The sequence below is a fragment of the Streptomyces sp. NPDC046727 genome, assembly GCF_040645635.1.
Lineage (GTDB): Bacteria > Actinomycetota > Actinomycetes > Streptomycetales > Streptomycetaceae > Streptomyces.
In genome coordinates, this window is the sequence record NZ_JBEYYR010000041.1 from 14,973 (window position 1) to 33,047 (window position 18,075).

15 protein-coding genes are annotated in these 18,075 nt (G+C 72.4%); 6 read left to right on the forward strand and 9 right to left on the reverse strand.

The features are described from left to right. Positions 1-25: 25 nt before the first annotated feature. A complete protein-coding gene (locus ABZ937_RS35545; protein WP_361698168.1) occupies positions 26-232 on the forward strand; it encodes a hypothetical protein in 207 nt (68 codons plus the stop codon). Positions 233-329: 97 nt separating this feature from the next. On the opposite strand, the gene ABZ937_RS35550 is transcribed toward ABZ937_RS35545, so the two are convergent. From ABZ937_RS35550 to ABZ937_RS35575, 6 genes are all read right to left on the reverse strand, one after another. After that, positions 330-1,313, reverse strand: coding sequence for a peptidase (locus ABZ937_RS35550; protein WP_361698170.1), 984 nt, complete (start codon positions 1,311-1,313; stop codon positions 330-332). 146 nt (positions 1,314-1,459) lie between these two features. Continuing rightward, the gene (locus ABZ937_RS35555) at positions 1,460-2,344 is read right to left on the reverse strand and encodes an endonuclease/exonuclease/phosphatase family protein (RefSeq protein WP_361698172.1); all 885 of its coding nucleotides are present in this window, start codon (positions 2,342-2,344) and stop codon (positions 1,460-1,462) included. Positions 2,345-2,524: 180 nt separating this feature from the next. Beyond that, positions 2,525-6,364 (reverse strand): CHAT domain-containing protein, encoded by a 3,840-nt coding sequence (locus ABZ937_RS35560; protein ID WP_361698174.1) that lies wholly within the window; start codon positions 6,362-6,364, stop codon positions 2,525-2,527. Between the two features lie 42 nt (positions 6,365-6,406). Further along, positions 6,407-7,582 (reverse strand): ferritin-like protein, encoded by a 1,176-nt coding sequence (locus ABZ937_RS35565; RefSeq protein ID WP_361698175.1) that lies wholly within the window; start codon positions 7,580-7,582, stop codon positions 6,407-6,409. Next, positions 7,579-9,522, reverse strand: a complete 1,944-nt coding sequence (locus ABZ937_RS35570) for a GMC family oxidoreductase (RefSeq protein WP_361698176.1) — start codon at positions 9,520-9,522, stop codon at positions 7,579-7,581. Before ABZ937_RS35570 ends, ABZ937_RS35565 begins: the two co-directional genes overlap by 4 nt. Position 9,523: 1 nt before the next feature. Then, entirely contained in the window at positions 9,524-10,237 is a 714-nt protein-coding gene (locus tag ABZ937_RS35575; protein WP_361698177.1) for a hypothetical protein, read from the reverse strand. Between the two features lie 386 nt (positions 10,238-10,623). Here ABZ937_RS35575 and ABZ937_RS35580 point away from each other — a divergent pair, with 386 nt between their 5' ends. The 3 genes from ABZ937_RS35580 to ABZ937_RS35590 all read left to right on the forward strand — a co-directional run bounded on the left by ABZ937_RS35580 (position 10,624) and on the right by ABZ937_RS35590 (position 12,691). Beyond that, the gene (locus ABZ937_RS35580; protein ID WP_361698178.1) at positions 10,624-11,235 is read left to right on the forward strand and encodes a hypothetical protein; all 612 of its coding nucleotides are present in this window, start codon (positions 10,624-10,626) and stop codon (positions 11,233-11,235) included. A gap of 122 nt (positions 11,236-11,357) precedes the next feature. Further along, complete coding sequence (locus ABZ937_RS35585) at positions 11,358-11,864, forward strand: NUDIX hydrolase (protein ID WP_361698179.1); 507 nt, start codon at positions 11,358-11,360, stop codon at positions 11,862-11,864. 56 nt (positions 11,865-11,920) lie between these two features. After that, positions 11,921-12,691, forward strand: coding sequence for a PIG-L deacetylase family protein (locus ABZ937_RS35590; protein WP_361698180.1), 771 nt, complete (start codon positions 11,921-11,923; stop codon positions 12,689-12,691). Between the two features lie 25 nt (positions 12,692-12,716). On the opposite strand, the gene ABZ937_RS35595 is transcribed toward ABZ937_RS35590, so the two are convergent. Genes ABZ937_RS35595 through ABZ937_RS35605 form a run of 3 tightly spaced genes read right to left on the reverse strand, consistent with a single transcriptional unit; the run spans position 12,717 to position 15,555 of the window. After that, positions 12,717-13,685: a threo-3-hydroxy-L-aspartate ammonia-lyase gene (locus ABZ937_RS35595; RefSeq protein WP_361698182.1), complete on the reverse strand. Its 969-nt coding sequence runs from the start codon at positions 13,683-13,685 to the stop codon at positions 12,717-12,719. A 56-nt stretch (positions 13,686-13,741) separates the two neighbouring features. Continuing rightward, the gene (locus ABZ937_RS35600; protein WP_361698184.1) at positions 13,742-14,908 is read right to left on the reverse strand and encodes an alanine racemase; all 1,167 of its coding nucleotides are present in this window, start codon (positions 14,906-14,908) and stop codon (positions 13,742-13,744) included. 14 nt (positions 14,909-14,922) lie between these two features. After that, positions 14,923-15,555, reverse strand: a complete 633-nt coding sequence (locus tag ABZ937_RS35605; protein ID WP_361698186.1) for a PAS domain-containing protein — start codon at positions 15,553-15,555, stop codon at positions 14,923-14,925. Positions 15,556-15,835: 280 nt separating this feature from the next. Between ABZ937_RS35605 and ABZ937_RS35610 the strand changes: the two genes are divergently transcribed. Further along, the gene (locus ABZ937_RS35610) at positions 15,836-16,738 is read left to right on the forward strand and encodes a phenylalanine 4-monooxygenase (RefSeq protein WP_361698188.1); all 903 of its coding nucleotides are present in this window, start codon (positions 15,836-15,838) and stop codon (positions 16,736-16,738) included. Then, positions 16,735-18,075: a SidA/IucD/PvdA family monooxygenase gene (locus ABZ937_RS35615; protein WP_361698190.1), complete on the forward strand. Its 1,341-nt coding sequence runs from the start codon at positions 16,735-16,737 to the stop codon at positions 18,073-18,075. The genes ABZ937_RS35610 and ABZ937_RS35615 overlap by 4 nt, the downstream gene beginning before the upstream one ends.

Sequence of the window (18,075 nt, forward strand, 5' to 3'; positions counted from 1 at the left end):
GTCATGCAGCGAAGGGAATCCTGTGATGCGTCATCAGCCGGCCCCACCGGTCCGCGAGCGAGTGAACGGAGCGGCGGCGAGCGCACGGACTCTGCTCCGTGAGGGAGCGGCCCACCCGCTGACACGCATGGTGGCCGTCGCCCTGCTCCAGGCGGCGGCCACCTACTTCGGACAGCCCGGCTCCACCGGGCGGCAGCCGACCGATTGCGCCTGCCGGGTGCCGCCCCGCTGACGCCGGGCGCCGGGGTGCCGAAGCGGAACGTCAGTTGTCGCAGTGGTCCTCGGAGGCGCTGTCGTGGCCGTGGTCGTCGTCCGTCTCGTCGGCCCTGCTACGACGTCTGCGCCTTGTCGTACAGGGCCTTGATCACGTCGCCGAAGTACGGGCCGAACATGCGGTTCGGCAGGAACGTGTAGCCGAAGCTGTTCACGGAGACCTGCAGACCGGTGCCGGTCGCCTCGTCGAAGCCGGTGAACCAGGGGCCGCCGCTGGAGCCGCCCGTCATGTTGCACCCGAGGCTGTGGTCCTGCGAGAAGAGGAAGTCCTTCGAGCTGTTGCCGCTGCAGTAGATGAGCTTCGTGCCGTCGTACGGCGACGCGGCCGGGAAGCCGAAGGAGTACATCGCCTTGTTGTAGCCTCCGTTGAACTGGATGCCCTGGGCGCCGACGACCGAGGTGAGCGTCTTGCCGTTCAGGGGAGTGACGACCGCGGCTCCGACGTCGTAGTTGATGTCCTCGCTCGCCTCCCACTGCGGGGTCGTGAGCGTCTTGGCCGCGCTCCACTGGCCGTAGGGCGCGTTGCCGTTGGCGTAGGCCGGCACGAAGACCCAGTTGGTGTGCCAGCTGCCCTGGTACTTCACGCAGTGGCCGGCCGTGATGACGGTGCTGGCGTTCTGGCTGGTCACGGCGTTGCCGGTGCAGGACGCGGTGCGCCCTTGGAAGGTGAAGAACACCCGGCCCGAGGTCGTGACGACGGCGCCGCCGCCGGTCCAGGGGCCACCCGCCTGCGGGAAGGAAGCGAGGGCGGGGGTGGGGGCGACGGTGGTCGAACGCCCGTGGGGCTTCGGGGTCTTGAGGGTCTTGGCGGCCTGCCGCGTCAGCAGCAGGTCGAAGGGGGTGGCGCCGCGCATACGCGCGGCCGTCCAGAAGGTGCGGGCCTTGTGCTGGTCGGCCGCCGAGGCGGTGTGGGCCGCGGCCGACGCTCCGGAAGCTGTCCCGGCCGTCGCGGCGTCGGCGGCTCCGGCATGGACGAGGCCGCCGGTGAACAGGGCTCCGACGGCCAACAGAATGCCCGCGGCAGTGCGATGGCGTCTCACGCAGGTCTCCTTCTGCCGTGCCCGGACCGGTCACGTCCGGGCAGGGTGGGGGAACGAAGAACGGTGCGGATAGACGTGCGTGAGGCAGAGTGCCACGGATGCCGCGCTTTGTCAGGAGCACGTAAAGATGAATCTGCTGGGCCGTCTCAGTGGCCGCCGTGGCGCAGCAGGAGGTCCGCCACCACCGGGCGGTGGTCGGACGCCGTGGTCCCGGACTCGCGCGTGCCGGTGACGGTGACGTCCGGTGAGACGGTGACCAGGTCGATGCGCTTGACCGGGTCGGTCGCCGGGTAGGTCTTGCCGCCGTGCGGTGCGGCGTCGGTCAACCGACCCCACAGCCGGGCGAGTTCGGGCGCATCCGGCTCGGCGTTGAAGTCGCCCAGGAGGACCTTCGGACCGGAGTCCTCGGCCAGGACGTCCAGCATGTCGTCGACCTGGGTGCGACGGACCGAGGGGTCCGCGCGGTAGTCCAGGTGGGTCGCGTACACGTGCACGCGGGCGCCGCGGACCTTGACGGTCACCTCGGCGAAGCCCGGCGCCGGCGCCGGTACCGGGTCCGGCGTCTGCGTGGACAGGCGGGTGATCTCGTGGTTCTCCGCGTCGCGCAGCGGATGGCGGCTCAGTATCGCGACGCCGTACCGGCGCCGGTCGCCGTCCGCCGTGGCCGGCGGGAGGTCGTAGATCGGCGCGAAGAAGACCCGCATGTGCAGTCGTCCCGCCAGTTCCCGGGCCTCGTCGGTGTAGTCGCTGCGGGCACCCCAGTGGACGTCGACCTCCTCAAGGCCGATCACGTCGGCGTCGAGCTCCCGGATCGCCGCCGCCGTGCGGTCGAGATCGAAGACGTTGTCCTCGCCGGCTCCGGCATGGATGTTGTAGGTGGCCACACGCAGCGGCACGGGCGGCACGGCCGATCCCGGGCCGGCCGCCTGGTTTGCGGCGGCGCCGGTCGCTGCCGCGCCGAGCACGGCGGTGGCGGCGAGCACGGCGGCGGTCAGGGCGCGCTGAGCGGGCCGTCGGGTCCTGCGGTCCACTGGATCAACTCCCTGCAGAAGGTGTGGGGTTGAGGCGCGAAGAACGTAGGGCATACGCGGGGCCTCCGCAACGGTCGCGTGCTGCGGCCATCTCTGCCAAGTGACCGCCGACCGCGGCCCGGTCGTCGTCCGGCCCGTCTCCCAGGCACTCGCGGACCACGAACTCGGCCCGGAGTTCCGTCACTGCTCCCGCGAGGTCCTCGAAGTGGTGCGAGCGGTGTCCGACGGATTGCCCTGATGGGTGAAGGCCGCCCAGTGCGGGAGGCGGTGGAGGTCGGGGCGGGCGGCCTCGCGGCGGAGAGGGCCCTCCAGGGGGAAGGAGAGCGTCCGGCGGGGGTTGAGCATCCACAGCTGGGCAGCGCGCAGGGCGTCGGGCGGGGCGAGCCCGCGGGCGGTGAGACAGTGGTGGAAGACGGCCATCATCACGGCGGTCGGACCGTCCCGCACCGCCCACCGGGACCCCACGACGTCCGCGGCGCCGCGCGTGACCAGCGCGGTGGTGAGGGTCAACGCCTCGTCGTGGTGGCCCGTGCTCAGATCGGTCTCGCAGGCACTGAGCACGACCAGCGGGCCGGCCGTGTCCGGCCGTGACCCGGCCGCGCCGTCGAGCAGTCCGGCCACGGTGAGCCGGCCGGTGTCCGGGTCCGCGCCGGGCACCCCGGCCAGCCGCAACGCGGAGTCGGTGGGGCGCGGCGCGGCCCAGCCGTGACAGGCCAGGTGGACCACGGACGCCTGCGACGCACCGCCGGGCAGCACCGCGAGCAGCTCGTCCGGCGTGCCCGCCGCGTCCGGTTCCCCGTCGATGGTGAGGAACTCGCCGTAGCGGAGCGCGCTCGGGTAGCAGGCGGCACGCAGCGCGACCGTCTCCACCTCGGCCCAGGGGAGGGTCAGTTCCGGATCGGCGACGAGCACCTGCCGGCCGGCGCCGGGGGCCATCCGCCGCCGCCCGGCAGCGGCGAGGAACTGGGTGCCGGACGGGGCGTAGCTGATGACGGCCTCCTGGCAGGCGTACCGGTGGCCGTGCGCGCCGATGCCCCGGATGCGGGCCGCGTGCCACGGTACGACGCCGAGCCGTTCGCAGGGCACCAGCACGATCCGCGGCGGCCGGGCCCGCGGCCACAGGGCGGCCAGCAAGGGGCGCACCACCGAGAGCACCGGTCCCATCACCGCCGGCCAGGCCCAGTCGCACAGCGCGTCCAGCGCGGCCTGCCACTCCGCCTCGTAGGCGGCCCGCCAGGACGTGCTCATGTCCGGGTCGGCGAGCGCCCGCGAACGCTCCGCCGCGGCACGGAGGTACCGCTCCAGCGGTGAATCGTCGGAGGCCAGCAACCGCGGCAGCGGAAGCAGGGTGGGACCTGCCCCGGGGCGCAGGATCACCGCGTAGCCGGGGTGAGTGGCGGCGGGCAGGGTCACGCCGGGCATCAGGTAGACCAGGGCGTCCGCCCCCGACGCGGCGAGGCCGGCGGTGAGCGCGGCCAGGTCCGTGGTGCCGGCCAACTGCCGGGGGCCCGCGCCCGGTCCGGCGCCCGGACGAACGCCCAGCGCCGCCAGCGCGCCGCGGCGCAGGGCGCTGGGGATCGGCGGGCCGTCGGCCGGCGGGGCCGAAGCGTCGCCGGTCTCCGGCCGCAGCGGGTCCCCGGGAACCTGGGCCCGCCACCGCCGGGCCAGCTCGGGCCGGCCGGCGGCCTCCAGGAGTTCGGGGATGCTCCGGGAAGCGGCGGCGGCCTGGTGCACCAGCGCCCGCCCCTTCTCCAGATCGGCCACCACGTCGGCCGGCCGGCGCATGAGGAAGGCGACGAACGCCAGCCGCCGAGCCAGCAGGGCGCCGTTGAGGGCCGCGGACAGGCCGTGGTCGGCGCCGACCTGGAGCAGGACGTCGGCGGTCAGCTCGTCCAGCGCCTCGCGGGTGATCTCCACGAACGCCTGCCTGTCCGCTTCGGCGTCGGGGCCGCGCCGAGCGGCGCGGATGATGTGGGTCTCGGCCAGCTTGGTCAGCACGTCCACCCGGTGGGTTCCGCCACGCCCCTCGGCGATCAGCGCGCGGGCCCGGGTCAGCTCGGTGATGGCCTCGTCCAGCACGGCCGGGTCCTCCAGACCGCGCCGGAAGGAGAGGTACAGCCGCAGGCCGGCCCAGGCGTGCCGGTCGTACTCCTGGTGGTGGTACAGCTCCCGCCCGCCGAACGTGCGGCGCATCTCGGCGATCGAGCGTTCCAGGTCCGCCCGCTCGGCGGCGAGGTCGGGTGACGAATCCCCGGGCCCGGTGCCCTGCTGCCGCCCCTTGGCGGTCAGTCCGTCGATCCGGTCCAGCCGCTTTGCTACCTTGCCGCGCCAGCCGGTGTCGGGAGGCAGCGCGGCGTGCCGGGCGCGCAGCTCTTCGACCAGCCGGGGCAGCGCCTCGTGGTTCCCGGTGCGCTGGGCATGGTCCAGTTCGCGGTCCGCGGTGGAGAGGAGGATGTCCAGGATGAACGGCGCGTCGGGCGGCAGCGAGCCGTCGTCCCGCAGGGTCGCGCCCAGCTCCCGCACGGTGGCCAGGGAGAGATCCGCGTCGTGGAAGCTGCCTCCGTACGAGGCGGCCAGCTCCAGGATCTCGGCCAGCTCGCCCCGCAGGGCCATGACCCACCAGGAGCCCGGCGGGCTCGCGTCGAGCGCTTCGCGGAGCAGGGTGGCCGCGTCGTCCAGATAGCCGGGATCACCGGTCCGATAGGCCAGCAGCCGGTCGAGAAGGGCCGCGTAGCGCCGCTCGCGCACGCCGAGGTCGGCGGAGAAGTCCCTCGTGGCATCGTCGAGATAGGCGGCGAGACCGGGCTCCAGGCTGAGGCCGGCCGGCCAGTCGCCGAGCCGGTCGCCGCTCTCGCCCTCCAGCACACTGGGCCGCTCGGCACTGCGGAAGTCGACCGACCCGGGCTCCAGGTGCTCGATCATGACCAGCAGATAGGCGTGGAGTCTGGCGACCCGGGCCCGCTGGGGTGCGTCCGGCGGCAGCGCGCGGAGCGCCCCCAGGGCCAGGTCGGCGGCGCGACGGACACCGTCGACGCCGGCCTTCTCACTGGCGGCGACCCGGCTCAGCAGTGCCCCGGCCTGCGGATCCAGCTGCAGCTCTTCGTACGGGTAGCTGCCGGGTCGCTCGCCGGGTCCGGACAACGCCAGGATGAACAGCCAGATCAGAATGCGGGTGAACGCCGCCGTGCTGCGCGCGCCGGCCAGGGCCACCAGCCCGCGGACGGCATCGAGCAGCACGGTCTCGGGGTCGTCGTCCGCGTCATCGACGCTCCCGGGGCCGTCCGCATCCTCGACCTCCTGGCCGGGGCGGGGCGTTGCCGTGTCCGTGGCCGCCGGAGCGGTGGCCGGTGCCGCCGTCTCGGACATCGTCACGGGGAAGCGCGTGCCGAGCATGCGCTCCACGATCTGCTTGTTCTTCGCCGTCTGCTTCTGGAACTCCGCGTCGAGCGGAGCCGCGGCCAGCCGGTCGACAATCTCGTCGGCCTCGGTGAGATCCCGGCGCAACGCATCGGTCAGCACCTCGTCGTCGGTGGCGGCGAGCAGCGCGTCCGTAAGGACGGTGCGGGTACCGTCGCGGCGGGGGAGGGCCCAGGGCACGAGCACGAAGACCAGCATCATGCGGGCCTGCGCGATGAACAGGTCGGTCAGCGGCCCGTTGCGGTCCGCCCACCGCAGGCGCCGCAGCGCCTCCGCCCGGTCCTCCGCACCGGAGCCGTACGACGTGGCATCGCCCCTGCTCAGGTAGCGCGTGCCGACCATGAGGCCCAGGACGATGAAGACCCCGGTGAAATCCTCCTTGTGCTGCGCCAGCGCGGCCTCGGCACGGACCAGCCGGTCGATCACCGGATCCAGCGCCTCGACGGGCGGCCAGCCCTCCGAGACGTGGTACAGCCGCAGGGCCTCCCGGACCGCGCCGTCGGCCTCCGCCTGTCGCTCCGCCGGCCCCGTGCCGCCGTCGTCCCGTTGCGCCTCGCTGACCATCGGCTCCCCCGCCGTGCGCCCGCCACGTCCCCGCATCATGCACGTCCGCCGGGCCGGTTGACCACCTGGGCGCAGACGGGTTCAGCCCGTCCGGTCGACGCCGCCGTCGAGGGCGGACTCGGGAGCGGACGGCGCGACGCGGGCGCGGGCCTGGGTGAAGTGCTCCGTGAGGAGTTCGAAGGTGGGGCTCGCGTGCAGGCCCTGGGCGGCCTTGTCCGGGTCCGGGTGGGGATTGCGGTACAGGCGCTGGGCGAGGTCGCGCAGTTCGAGCATCACAGGGACGGCCTCCCGCATGCGCCCCGGCCGACCGGCCACGGCGTACTGGAGGAGGGTCAGCAGGTCGGCGTAGCGGTGATTGAACGCGTCGGCGTGCTGCCGTACGGCCGTCCCCTCGGGGTAGTCGTCGACCGTGGCCTCGGGGTCGATGGGGTAGGCGTCGTCCCAGGTGACGTCCAGCAGAGGCCCGCTGGGCTCGGTGCGCGGCAGGTCGTGTCCGCCGTAGCGGCGGCCGGCGCGGATCTCCTTGAAGCGGAAGTAGTGGGCGACCTGCCGCTCCTCGCCGAACAGGGTGTCGTCGCTGGTCCAGATCGTGTCCTCGACGCCTTCACCCTGGTCGCTGATCGTCTCCACCGCCAGCAGGGCGCTCTTGAGATCGGTGACGGGGAACGCCTCGCCGCCGGAGTTGTAGAAGTCCTCCGGGCCGATCTGCCGTGCGGGCGGGCCGGTGAAGATGGTGGCGGGGCGGGTCGGATCCGCCGCGTGCTCCTCGCGCTGCCGCCCTTCCAGGGTGATCAGGCCCTGGCGGATCGCGTCGTAGAACTGGCCGATGGACGTCCAGCCGGTCGTCTCCTCGCCCGGGTCGGGGACGAAGGAGCGGGGGCGCTCGATCAACATGAACGTCTCCAGCGCCGTGCGGGAGAAGTGCCGGAGCGGGATGAGCGGCAGACTCGGGTCGCTGAACGGCAGATGCGCGGGGTAGCCGGCCACGAACTCCGGGAAGTCCACGCTCGGTTCGCCGCCGACGGCGTTGAGGAGATTGGCGGCCAGCGTCATGTGCAGCATCTCCTCCAGGACGACGCTGCGGATGGTGAAGTACGCGGGCTGGTTGGTGCCGGGGACGATCGAGTACATGCCGGTCATGTAGACCGGGATGGTCAAGTGCTCCACCTCAAGGGCGGCCTGGAGATAGGTGCGCAGTTCCTCGACGTCGGCCGGTGGACGCATCTCGGCTCGGGACAGGGCGGTCGCGGTGATCATCGGGCTGCCTCCGTGCGTGCCGGGGCCGCCACGGTCACCGGCTGGTGCAGGGCGGCCAGGTCCCGGTGGATCTGCTCCGCGCTGCGCAGCGCGAGCGCGGCCATGGTGAGCGTCGGGTTGCTGGTGCCGAGGGAGGGCATGCTGCCGCAGCCGACGGCGTAGAGGTTGGGGTGGTCGTGGGTGCGCTGGTGGGTGTCGACGACGGAGGTGTGCGGGTCGAGGCCCATGATGTGGGTGCCGCCCCCGTGGCCCGCGCCGTGGTACGCGAGGTCGAGTTCCTCCCCGCCGAACGCCGGCCGGTGCCGGAAGTGGCCGAGCGGGGGCACTCCGTCCTGCGGTCGGTAGTCGGAGAAGTCGCGGGCGCCCAGAGCGGCGAAGACCTGCTCGGAGACCCTGCGGGCCGCGTACACCCCGTCGCGGACGCGTTCGGTGAGGTCGTAGTTCAGGATCGGCCGCGGATTGCCCATGCGGTCGCGGTGGCGGCTGGGGTCGATGGTGACGCGGTTGGCCGGGTCGGCGTACTGCTCCACCGCGATCTGCAGCTGCACCTGGCGGTTCAGCTCGTCGCCCAGCCGGTGCCGCAGCGCGGGCCCGAACAGCCCGCCGGGTTTGATCTCACCGGAGGCGTCGCCGCCCAGGGCGAGCATCGTACTGACGTTGCTCATCGGGGCGCCGGTGGCCCAGCCCCAGCCCCAGTTCCCGATCTCGATGCGGAACGGTGACCGTACGGCCCGTCCCGCGCCGAACCGGAAGCACTCCACTCCCGAGGTGTGCCCCGGGCCGCGGAAGGCGCCGATCGGCGTATGGCCGGGCATCTGCGCCCAGGCCAGCAGCGTGGGGTGGTCCATCAGGTGACGGCCCACGCAGTCGCTGCTGTTGGCCATCTTCGACGCGAGCAGGATGACCGCGTTCTCGATGGCGTGCGCGGCCAGCACGACGATGTCGGCCTCGGCGGTCCAGGGGCGGCCGGCCGGTGACGCGGGATCGCCGTACTCACGGAACTCCACCCCGCGCACCGCGCCGTCCCGCCCGGGCAGCACCCGGCTCACCACGCACCGCACCGCCAGGTGCACCGAGTCGGTGAAGTCCTGCTGCAGCCGCAGCGGCGAGGACTTCGCCTGCACCGGGCAGATCGGCACGCAGCTGGCGTTGCCGACGCACCGCTCGCCGAAGTTGGGCATGCCGACCGCACCGCGCGGGCGATAGCCGCGCCCGCCGTCGAACAGCGGGTTCGGGGTGCTGTTGCGGCCCTGCGGCAGGGTGAAGACCTCCGGGTCGTAGTCCAGCCCGGCCACCGGGTCGCGCACGGACGTGCCCGCCAGCCCGTCGCGGAACACCCCGTCCTGGTAGTGGGGCGGGATCTCCTCCATCGGGTACTGGTAGTCGGCGTCCGGGACGACTCCCAGCTCGTACTGGCGCGGCCCGTTCCCGGCCGTGCCGAGCAGCTGCTCCGCCTGCCGGACGTGCGGCTCCAGGTCCTCGGCGGTCAGCGGCCAGTCACGTCCGTAGTCGTAGAGGGTCCGCGTCAGATAGTCCTCGGGGTGCATGCGCGGCAGCGCGCCGAGCCAGTGCATCGCGGCACCGCCGAGGGCCCGGAGGTAGTCCGTGCCGTAGGGCAGCGGACCGGTCTGCGCGAAGTGGCCGGTGGCCGCGTAGCCGCCGGGCGCGGGGTGCAGGTCGAGCACGTCCGGGAACGGCGCGGCCGCGTTGGGGCGGTACGCGGAGTTGGGGACCTTCAGGGCCGCGGCGGAGAAGGTGCGCACCGAGTCCTGGTAGCCCTCCCAGTTCTCGGTGCCGCCGTTGCCGGCCTCCAGGACCAGGACCCGCCAGCCCTGACGGCCCAGATGCCGGGCGACGATGCTGCCGGACCAGCCGCTGCCGACGACGATCGCGTCGTAGCGCCGCCCGCCCACCTGAGCACCGGTGACGGTCACGGGCATGTCATTCACCTGCCATCGAGGGGTTCGGGGCCGTCCGGGGCGGGGGAGCCACGGCCGGTACGGCGGAGGGGACGGTGTGGTGCCACAGCCGGGGACCGGGCAGCAGATGGTCGGGGACGGACTCCTCCGGCAGCGGCTCGGCGTAGGCCGCGTCGGCGTAGACGGCGTGCGCGGTCAGCGGGGAGTCCGCGCCGGCCGCCGCCAGCTCCTCGCGGATCTCGTCCTGGTCCGGGAGGCCGGGCGGAGGGTCGGACCAGGTGGCGAAGCCCGGCGGTTTCGCACCGGCCGGATGACCACCGAAGGAACGCCACACCAGCCCCTCCGGGTAGGTCTCGGCGGACACCACGAACTCGGTGTTGGCCATCTGCCGGCGCAGCGCGGCGTGCGCGGCGGGTGCCAGCCGCGGCCAGGCGCCCGTGTACCAGAGGTAGACCAGCGCACGGGCGATCTCGCGCTGCAGGTCGGACAGGCTGTCGGGGCCCAGCCCCGCGTCTAGCGCTTCCTGCCAGGCGTCCAGGAAACCCTCCAGGCCCCCGGCGCCGAGCTGGGTCCGGGCGGTGTCCAGATACAGCCCCGCCATCCCGGTGCCGTACAGGTCGTAGGCGGCGAAACCGGTGAGCGGCATCGACAGCCGGACGAACCGTTCGAGGTCCGCCCGGTCCGGGCTCCGGTGGTGCGTGCGGGCGACGGCGGACGGAGTGTCGGGTACGGGCATGCGGAAGGCTCCCTTGCCGGGCGGTTCGAGGACTCTTCGGGAACAACCGGGCCCAGTCGTCACCGACAGCTGGAGTATGCCGACGGCACGCATCGCCCACGCCGGAGCCGGCGGGCGTTCACACCACCGTGGGGCGCGCGGTCGTTCGGCGCACCCGGACACCGGCCGCGCTCCGGTGGCGTGCGCCCTTCTGACGGCCATTCTGATGCGTTTCGGCCATTCACGTCCGGTCCGCATCTGTTGCCGGGCAAGGGTCCGTGCATCACGCATGTTCCGGGACCCGCTCTGTACGGCGGTTTCCAGGCCGTCCGAAATACGTGTGTTCGATATCGCGGGCCGGTCGTTGAGCCGGACGACGCCATCGGACGACCGTCGAGGGGACAACGGTGACCTGGGCCGCACCACGACGAAAACCGCAGAGGGAGCAGGGGCCGGCGACGAGCGGGATCTCGGACGCGGAGCGGGAGCTGTTCGGCGGCCGGCTGCGCTGGGACCAGTCGCTCGTCCGCTCCGAAGGCGCGCCGACCCGGACGGGATGCGCGCGGATGGCCGCGGCTCGCCCACGGACGGCCGGGATGGTGTTCCGCATCGGCTGGGATGCCTACCGGCGGGGGCCGGCCGGGGTCGTCGCGGCGCGGCTCGGGGTCGGGATGCCGGCCGCGGGCGGACTGGTGGCCGTCGACAGCGTCCTCACGCGGCTGTCCGCCACCGCCCCGACCGCGGACAAACTGCGCGAGGCCCTGCCCTCGCCGGCCCCCCTGGCCGTGGTGTCGGTCGGGTCGGCGCTGCTGACCGCCTGGTCGACGGCGATGTCCGGCCGCCTGGAACCGCAGGTGGAGCGTCTGACGGTCGGCTCCGCGCCGGACGCCGTCTCCGGGGTCCAGTTCGGCATCGCGCACGGCGACCCCGAACTGGTCGAGCGCGGCCGGCGCACCCTGGCCCGGCTGCGCGCCGGCACCCGACGACAGAGCCCGTCCCCCCGGGGAGGTGGACGGTGAGCAGCGGATCACGGATCGTCCGCGGGACCGTCCCCGCTGCGGTCGCTGGGGTTCGTCACCAGCCCGGCCCTGCTGCGCATGACCCGGCTCCCGGACGGGAGCCGGCCAGGAAAGGAGACGTCGTGGGCCGTGTCTGGCTGCCGCCCGAGCAGTACGCCGAGCAACTGATGAAGGCGACCGCGTTCGCCTGCGTCCACTTCACCGACGAGCAGGACCGGCCCGTCCAGCTGCACTCCCGGTACAGCCCCTCCCATCCGTGGCAGCTGGCCGGCGGCACGATGGAGCCCGGCGAACGGCCCTGGGAGACGGCTGTGCGGGAGTGCCATGAGGAAACCGGCATCACGGTCGCAGGCCCGCCGCGACTGCTGGCCGCGGTCTACGGACTGCCCGGCGACGAGTGGCCGTACAGCACGATGGGCCTGGTCTTCGACGGGGGACGGCTCAGCGCGGCGCAGATCCAGGGGATCACCCTGGACCCCGAGGAGCACGACGAGTACCGCGTGCTGCCCCTGGAGGCGTGGCGGCCGTTGATGCCGGTCCAGGACTTCGCGCGGCTGAGAGCCGTGACGCAGGCGCGCGGCACGGGCGTGGCCGCGTACTTCGACACCTGGGACTGGGGGGAGATGTGAGCATGGTGCCGCCGAGGGACCGTCAAGACCCTGACCCCGGCCCACTGGAGGAAGCCGTGCCGCCCAGCCTGCTCGCCGTGTTCGCGCACCCGGACGACGAGGCGCTCGTCGCCGGTGGCGTGCTCGCCCAGCACTCCGCCGCGGGTGCCCGTACGGCCGTCGTCACGGTCACCTGGGCGCCCGGCACACCGCGTGCCGGTGAACTCGCCGACTCCCTGGCCGCCCTGGGCGTGCGTGAGCCGCCGCGCCTGCTCGGATACGCGGACCACCGGGTGCCGGAGTCCGCTCCCGGGCGGTCACAGTGGTGCGATGTGCCGGTCGACGAAGCAGTCGGACGTCTCGTCGCCCACATCCGGGAGGTCCGGCCCGAGATCGTCGTCACCCATGACGCCTATGGGCAGGTCACCGGGCACCCCGATCACCGGCACACCCACCGGATGACCCTGCTCGCGGTGTCGGCCGCCGGGCTCGGACAGCTGTACCCGGAGGCGGGCGAGCCGTGGCAGCCCAGCGCCGTCTACCTGGCGACCCACTCCCACTCGGGCGCCGCCGAGCTGGGTGAACTCCTGGGCGGCGTCGGCAAGTCGGCGCTGAGCGTGCCGGACGCGCACATCACCGCCACGGTGGACGTCCGGCCATGGGTCGACCGGAAGTGGGCCGCGATCCTGGCGCACCGCAGCGAGGTGGAGCGGGTTCGTGCGCTGCCGGGGACCCTCTCCCAGCTGTCGGAGGAGGCCCGGAACCGCATCCTCGGCACCGAGTACTTCACCCGCGTCACCTTCGCTGCCGGGGCCCCGGGCGGCGGCTCGCGAGAGCTGACGGCCTGATCCCCACCGGCCGGGGCCCGCCGCGTCAGCCGGTGACGAGTGCGGTGAAGCGGTCGACGTCGATGTTGCCGCCGGACGCGATGATGCCGATCCGTCGCGGGAGGCTGTCGACGCGTCCGGCCAGCAGGGCGGCCAGGGGCGTGGCGCCGCTGGGTTCGAGGACGATCTTCAGGCGTTCGAAGGCGAACCGCATCGCGGTGACGATCTCGGCGTCGCTGACGAGCGCGATCCCGTCGACCAGGCGCTGGTTGATGGGGAAGGTGATCGCACCGGGGGTGTCCAGGGCCTGGCCGTCGGCGATCGTGCGGGGGACCGGGACGGTGACGCGTTCGCCGGCCTCCAGCGAGCGCTTGGTGTCGTCGCCCGCCTCGGGCTCGACGCCGATGACCCTGATGCCGGGGTGCAGGGCCGTGGCCGCGGTGGCGCTGCCCGCGATGAGACCACCGCCCCCCACGGGCACCAGGAGGGCGTCCAACGGGCCGGTCTCCTCCAGGAGTTCGAGGGCCGCGGTGCCCTGCCCGGCGATGACGTGGGGATGGTCGTACGGCGGGATGAGGGCCAGTCCGCGCTCCTCGGCCAGGGCGTGGCCGAGCGCGATGCGGTCCTGGGTGTAGCGGTCGTAGGTGACGACGTCCGCCCCGTATCCGGTGGTCGCCGCCAGCTTGGAGCGGGGAGCGTCCTCGGGCATCAGGATGACGGCGGTGGTGCCCAGTTCGCGGGCGGCCAGCGCGGTGGCCTGCGCGTGGTTGCCGGAGGAGTAGGCGGCGATGCCCTTCGCCAGCTGGTCCGGGGGCAGCTGGGCGGCGGCGTTGTAGGCGCCGCGGATCTTGAAGGCCCCGATCCGCTGGAAGTTCTCGGCCTTGATGAACACCTCCGCTCCGACCAGGGAGTTCAGGGTGCGGGAGGTGAGGACCGGCGTGCGGTGGGCGATGCCCTTGAGGCGGGCGGCGGCCTCGCGGACGTCGGCGAACGAGACGGGCAGGTCGGCGGCCATGAAGGTGTTCCTCCGGGTGGTCGGGGTGGGACGGCTCCGGGCGGTCGGGCGGACGGTCACCAGCCGGTGACGCGGGGCCAGTACGACTCGATCGCGGGCGCGGGGGCCGTCGTGCCGTGGCCGCCGTCGATGACGTGGTAGCCCTGGTGCTGGGCGGCCGTGGCGCAGGCGTGGTTGGGCAGGACGCGCAGGCGGGTGCCGATGGGCAGCTCGGGGAGGGCGGCGCCGTCGCGGGCGGTGAGGGTGCCGTGCTCCTGGCTGGCGTCGGTCATCACCAGGTCCGGCACCGGGGTACCGTCCAGGTGGGTGACCAGGCCGTAGCCCTGGTCCTGTGACTGGACGGCCGTACCGCGGTCGCGGGACATGGCCATCCAGCCGCCGTCGGTGAGGATCCACCCGTACTCGGGTCGGTGGCCGATGACGGTGACCACCACCGACAGGGCGAGGTCGGTCAGGTCGCAGACGCCGAGGCCGGCCATGACCAGGTCGAAGAAGACGTAGTTGCCCGCGCGGAGTTCGGTGACTCCGGTGAGGTCGTCGGCGGCGTGGGCGGTGGGGGTGGACCCGACGCTCACGGTGGCCACGGGCAGGCCGGCCGCGCGGAGACGCTCGGCGGCGGCGACCGCCGCGTCGCGTTCGTTCCGCGCCGCCTCGCGCCGCTCCTCGGCGGTGTGGCGGAAGTACGACTCGCCCGCGTGGGTCAGCACGCCGTCCAGGCAGCCCGCGTCGTGCAGGAGACGGCCGATCCCGGGGAGGCCGGGGGCATCGGGCTTGAGGCCGCCGCGGTGGCCGTCGCAGTCGATCTCGATCAGGGCGGGAAGGGCGACGCCGGCCTCCCGCGCGGCCGCGGCGACGAACATCGCCTGCTCGGTGCTGTCCAGCAGGATCCGCAGGGTGACTCCGCGGCGCAACAGGGCGATCACACGCGGGAGTTTGCGCGGTTCGACACCGACGGCGTACGTGATGTCGTCGTAGCCGGCGTCGGCGAACGCCTCGGCCTCGGCGAGGGTGGAGACGGTGACGGGGCCGGGGGCGCCGTCGTGCAGGAGGGCGGCGTCCAGGCTCTTGGCCGTCTTCACATGGGGGCGCAGGGCGACCCCGAGGCGGTCCGCCAGCGCCCGCAGCCGGGCGATGTTGCGCCGTGTCCGGTGCACGTCGACGACGGCGAACGGGGTGTCGGGGTCGGCCAGCGTCCGGGCGGTGGGGGAGGGGGCCGTGGTCATGGGCAGGTGACCCTTCACTTCGCGTAGTTGTAGACCGTCGCCCGGGACACGCCGAGCAGGTCCGCGATGGTCTGCGCGGCGTCGCGCGAGTCGAAGTAGCCGTCGCGCTGCAGCTGTCGTACGAGCGCCTTCTTGTCGTCCCGGCTCAACGAGCGGGGGGTGGCGGCGCGTTCGGCGGCCCGGGTCTCGACCGCCTCGCGCAGTTCGCGGGCGGTGCGGTCGCGCAGGGTCTCCAGGGGCTGGTCGCGGTGCTCGGTGTCGGTGGCCACGAGGTTGGACAGCGCGAGCGTCACCGGGGACAGCACCGACACGTCGAGATTCAGACACAGCGCCGCGACGTACTCGCCGCCGGCGTTCTTGATGCCGATGGACGTGCTCTTGGCCGGGCGGCCGTCGGGGAACCGGTTGGGGTAGTTCTGGATGACGCCCGGGTACTCGGGGTCGGCGATGCGGGCCAGGCCCAACTCCGTCGCGGGGTCGCCCACCTGACGGCCGGACAGGTTGTTCTCGATCGCGCGGATCGCGTGGTCCGGATCCCGCAGGTCGTGCAGCACCACCTCGCACAGCCCGGGGAACATGCGGCCGAGCGCGACAGCGATCTTCTCGGCCTCGCGGATGAGGTGCTCGTCGGCACCGCTCTCGTCCACGCCACCTCCGTCGACTGGTCGTCCAGATCTGGACTTCGAGTCTAAGCAGGTAAATACTGCGCGTCAACCCGCGGTTACTCGCGATTGCATGACCATCAGTTCATGAGTGTTATCGGGGGATGTAAGGCCGCCGTAATCGACATGCGTTCCGAGTTTGTTTTTGATCATGTCCGGGTAAACGTGCGTAAACATCGCAAAGTGGACAGCCTGATGATTCTTGCAGGTGTCGCGGGCGGCGTGTAGGGTTCCACATGGTTCGGCCAGACGGGGGAAGGCTGATATGCGTAAGTTCGAACCGAATCAAATTTCGGAGCAGCTCCTGCCGGTGACCGCGGCAGGGAGTATGGGAATGATTGGCGGGCCCGGTGGGTCCGAATTAACGGACGAGTCGTCGGCATATCGGCAGCGGCGCGATGAAATAGCCGGCCGGGCCGCGAACTACGTAGTCGGCGAACCCATTCCGGTCGTCGAATACACCGACGCCGAACACGCGCTGTGGCGTCTGGTGTCCGAGCGACTGACGGAGCGGCACCGGGACCTGGCGGCGCCGGAGTTCCTCGAGGCGGCGGAGCGGCTCGGCGTGGCCGAAGACGGTGTTCCGCAGCTGCAGGACGTGTCCGACCGCCTGCACGGGCTGACCGGATTCCGCCTGCGACCCGCCTCCGGTGTGGTCCCCTTCGACCTGTTCTGCGGCTCTCTGGCCGACAGTTACTTCCATTCGACCCAGTACCTCCGCGACGGCGCGACCCCGTTCTACTCGACCGAGCCGGACATCCTGCACGAGGTCATCGGGCATGGCAGCGCCATGGCCGCCGACCGGTTCGCCGAGCTGTACCGGCTGGCCGGCGAGGCCGTGCGCAGGGTCGAATCCGAGACAGCCGTCCAGTTCGTCGCGAAGACCTTCTGGTTCACGATCGAGTGCGGCCTGCTGGACGCCGCCGACGGGCCCCGGGCCTACGGCGCCAGCATCGTCTCCTCCTACGGCGAGCTGGAGCACTTCCGCTCCGCGGAGATCCGCCCGCTGGACATCGCCGACATGGCCCACGTCGACTACGACATAACCCAGTACCAGACCACCCTTTACAGCGCGCGTTCCCTTGCGCATCTGGAGGACGTCGCGGGTGAATTCTGGGCGTCCTGCGACGATACATCCATTGAAAAACTCCTGGTGGTTGATATATGACCCGGCTCGCAGGACAATCATCCACTGCGCAGCAGAGCCCGGAATCAGAAGTACTGGACGTCACCGGAATCGGATTCGGTGCCGCAAATCTCGCCCTGGCGGTTGCGCTCCATGAATCCGGAGCCGCCGGGCAGGCCCTTTTCCTGGAGAAGCAGAAGGAATTCGGCTGGCATCGGGGGATGCTCCTCGAGGGCTCCTCGCTCCAGGTGTCCTTTCTCAAGGACATCGCCACGATGCGCAATCCCACCAGTGATTTCGGCTTCCTTTCCTATCTGCAGGAGAAGGGCCGGCTGGTCGACTTCATCAACCAGCACACCCTGCTGCCCTCCCGGATCGAGTACCACGACTACCTCCAGTGGGCCGCCGACCGGCTGAACCACCTGGTCGAGTACGGCGTGGAGGCCACCGGCGTGCGGCCGGTGACCGAAGCCGGCGAGGTCGTCGCGCTCGACGTGCTCGCCGGGGACCGGGTGGTCGCCCGGACCAGGAACCTCGTCCTCGCCTCCGGCCTGCGCCCCCGGCTGCCCGAGGGCGCCGAGACCGGCGAACGCGTCTGGCACAGCTCCCAGTTGCTGCACCGGCTGCCCGCGTTCGACGAACGCCCGCCCCGCCGGGCCGTCGTGGTCGGCGCCGGCCAGAGCGCGGCCGAGGTCGCCGCGCACCTCATGGACCGCTACCCGCAGGCCGAGGTGTGCGCGGTGTTCGCCCGCTACGGCTACAGCGTCGCCGACTCCAGCCCGTTCGCCAACCGTGTCTTCGACCCGGCCGCCGTGGACGACTTCTACTTCGCCCCGCCCGAGGTCAAGCAGGCCATCATGCGCTACCACGGCGGCACCAACTACGCCGTCGTCGACGAGGACGTCCTCCAGGGCCTCTACCGCCGCCAGTACGAGCAGAAGGTGTCCGGCACCCCGCGGCTGCGGCTGATGAACGCCTCCCGCCTGGTGTCCGTCGAGCCCGGCGACGAATCCGCCGCCGTACGCGTGGAGTTCCTGCCCACGGGCGAGCACACCGACCTCGACGCCGACCTGGTCGTGTACGCCACCGGGTACGACTCCACCGACCCGGCCGAACTGCTCGGCGGCGTCGCCGGCGCCCTCCGCCGGGACGAGGCCGGGGAGTTGCTGATCGGTCGCGACTACCGGCTCAGCACCACCGGGGACTTCCGGTGCGGCATCTACGTCCAGGGCGCCACCGAGGCGACCCACGGCATCGCCTCCACCCTGCTGTCCATGGTGGCGGTCCGCGCGGGCGAGATCGCCCAGTCGATCATCGGCGGCCGGCACGACCCGGACCGCGTCACCGGAAGCAAGGCAGCAGCGGGGAACAGGGGCTGA

What these genes read in the sequence shown, in the direction of transcription:
- ABZ937_RS35615 (WP_361698190.1), top strand. Translation starts at nt 16,735, where the DNA reads ATGACCCGGCTCGCAGGACAATCATCCACTGCGCAGCAGAGCCCGGAA.
- ABZ937_RS35570 (WP_361698176.1), bottom strand. Translation starts at nt 9,522, where the DNA reads ATGCCCGTGACCGTCACCGGTGCTCAGGTGGGCGGGCGGCGCTACGAC.
- ABZ937_RS35600 (WP_361698184.1), bottom strand. Translation starts at nt 14,908, where the DNA reads ATGACCACGGCCCCCTCCCCCACCGCCCGGACGCTGGCCGACCCCGAC.
- ABZ937_RS35560 (WP_361698174.1), bottom strand. Translation starts at nt 6,364, where the DNA reads ATGATGCGGGGACGTGGCGGGCGCACGGCGGGGGAGCCGATGGTCAGC.
- ABZ937_RS35595 (WP_361698182.1), bottom strand. Translation starts at nt 13,685, where the DNA reads ATGGCCGCCGACCTGCCCGTCTCGTTCGCCGACGTCCGCGAGGCCGCC.
- ABZ937_RS35565 (WP_361698175.1), bottom strand. Translation starts at nt 7,582, where the DNA reads ATGATCACCGCGACCGCCCTGTCCCGAGCCGAGATGCGTCCACCGGCC.
- ABZ937_RS35575 (WP_361698177.1), bottom strand. Translation starts at nt 10,237, where the DNA reads ATGCCCGTACCCGACACTCCGTCCGCCGTCGCCCGCACGCACCACCGG.
- ABZ937_RS35545 (WP_361698168.1), top strand. Translation starts at nt 26, where the DNA reads ATGCGTCATCAGCCGGCCCCACCGGTCCGCGAGCGAGTGAACGGAGCG.
- ABZ937_RS35610 (WP_361698188.1), top strand. Translation starts at nt 15,836, where the DNA reads ATGCGTAAGTTCGAACCGAATCAAATTTCGGAGCAGCTCCTGCCGGTG.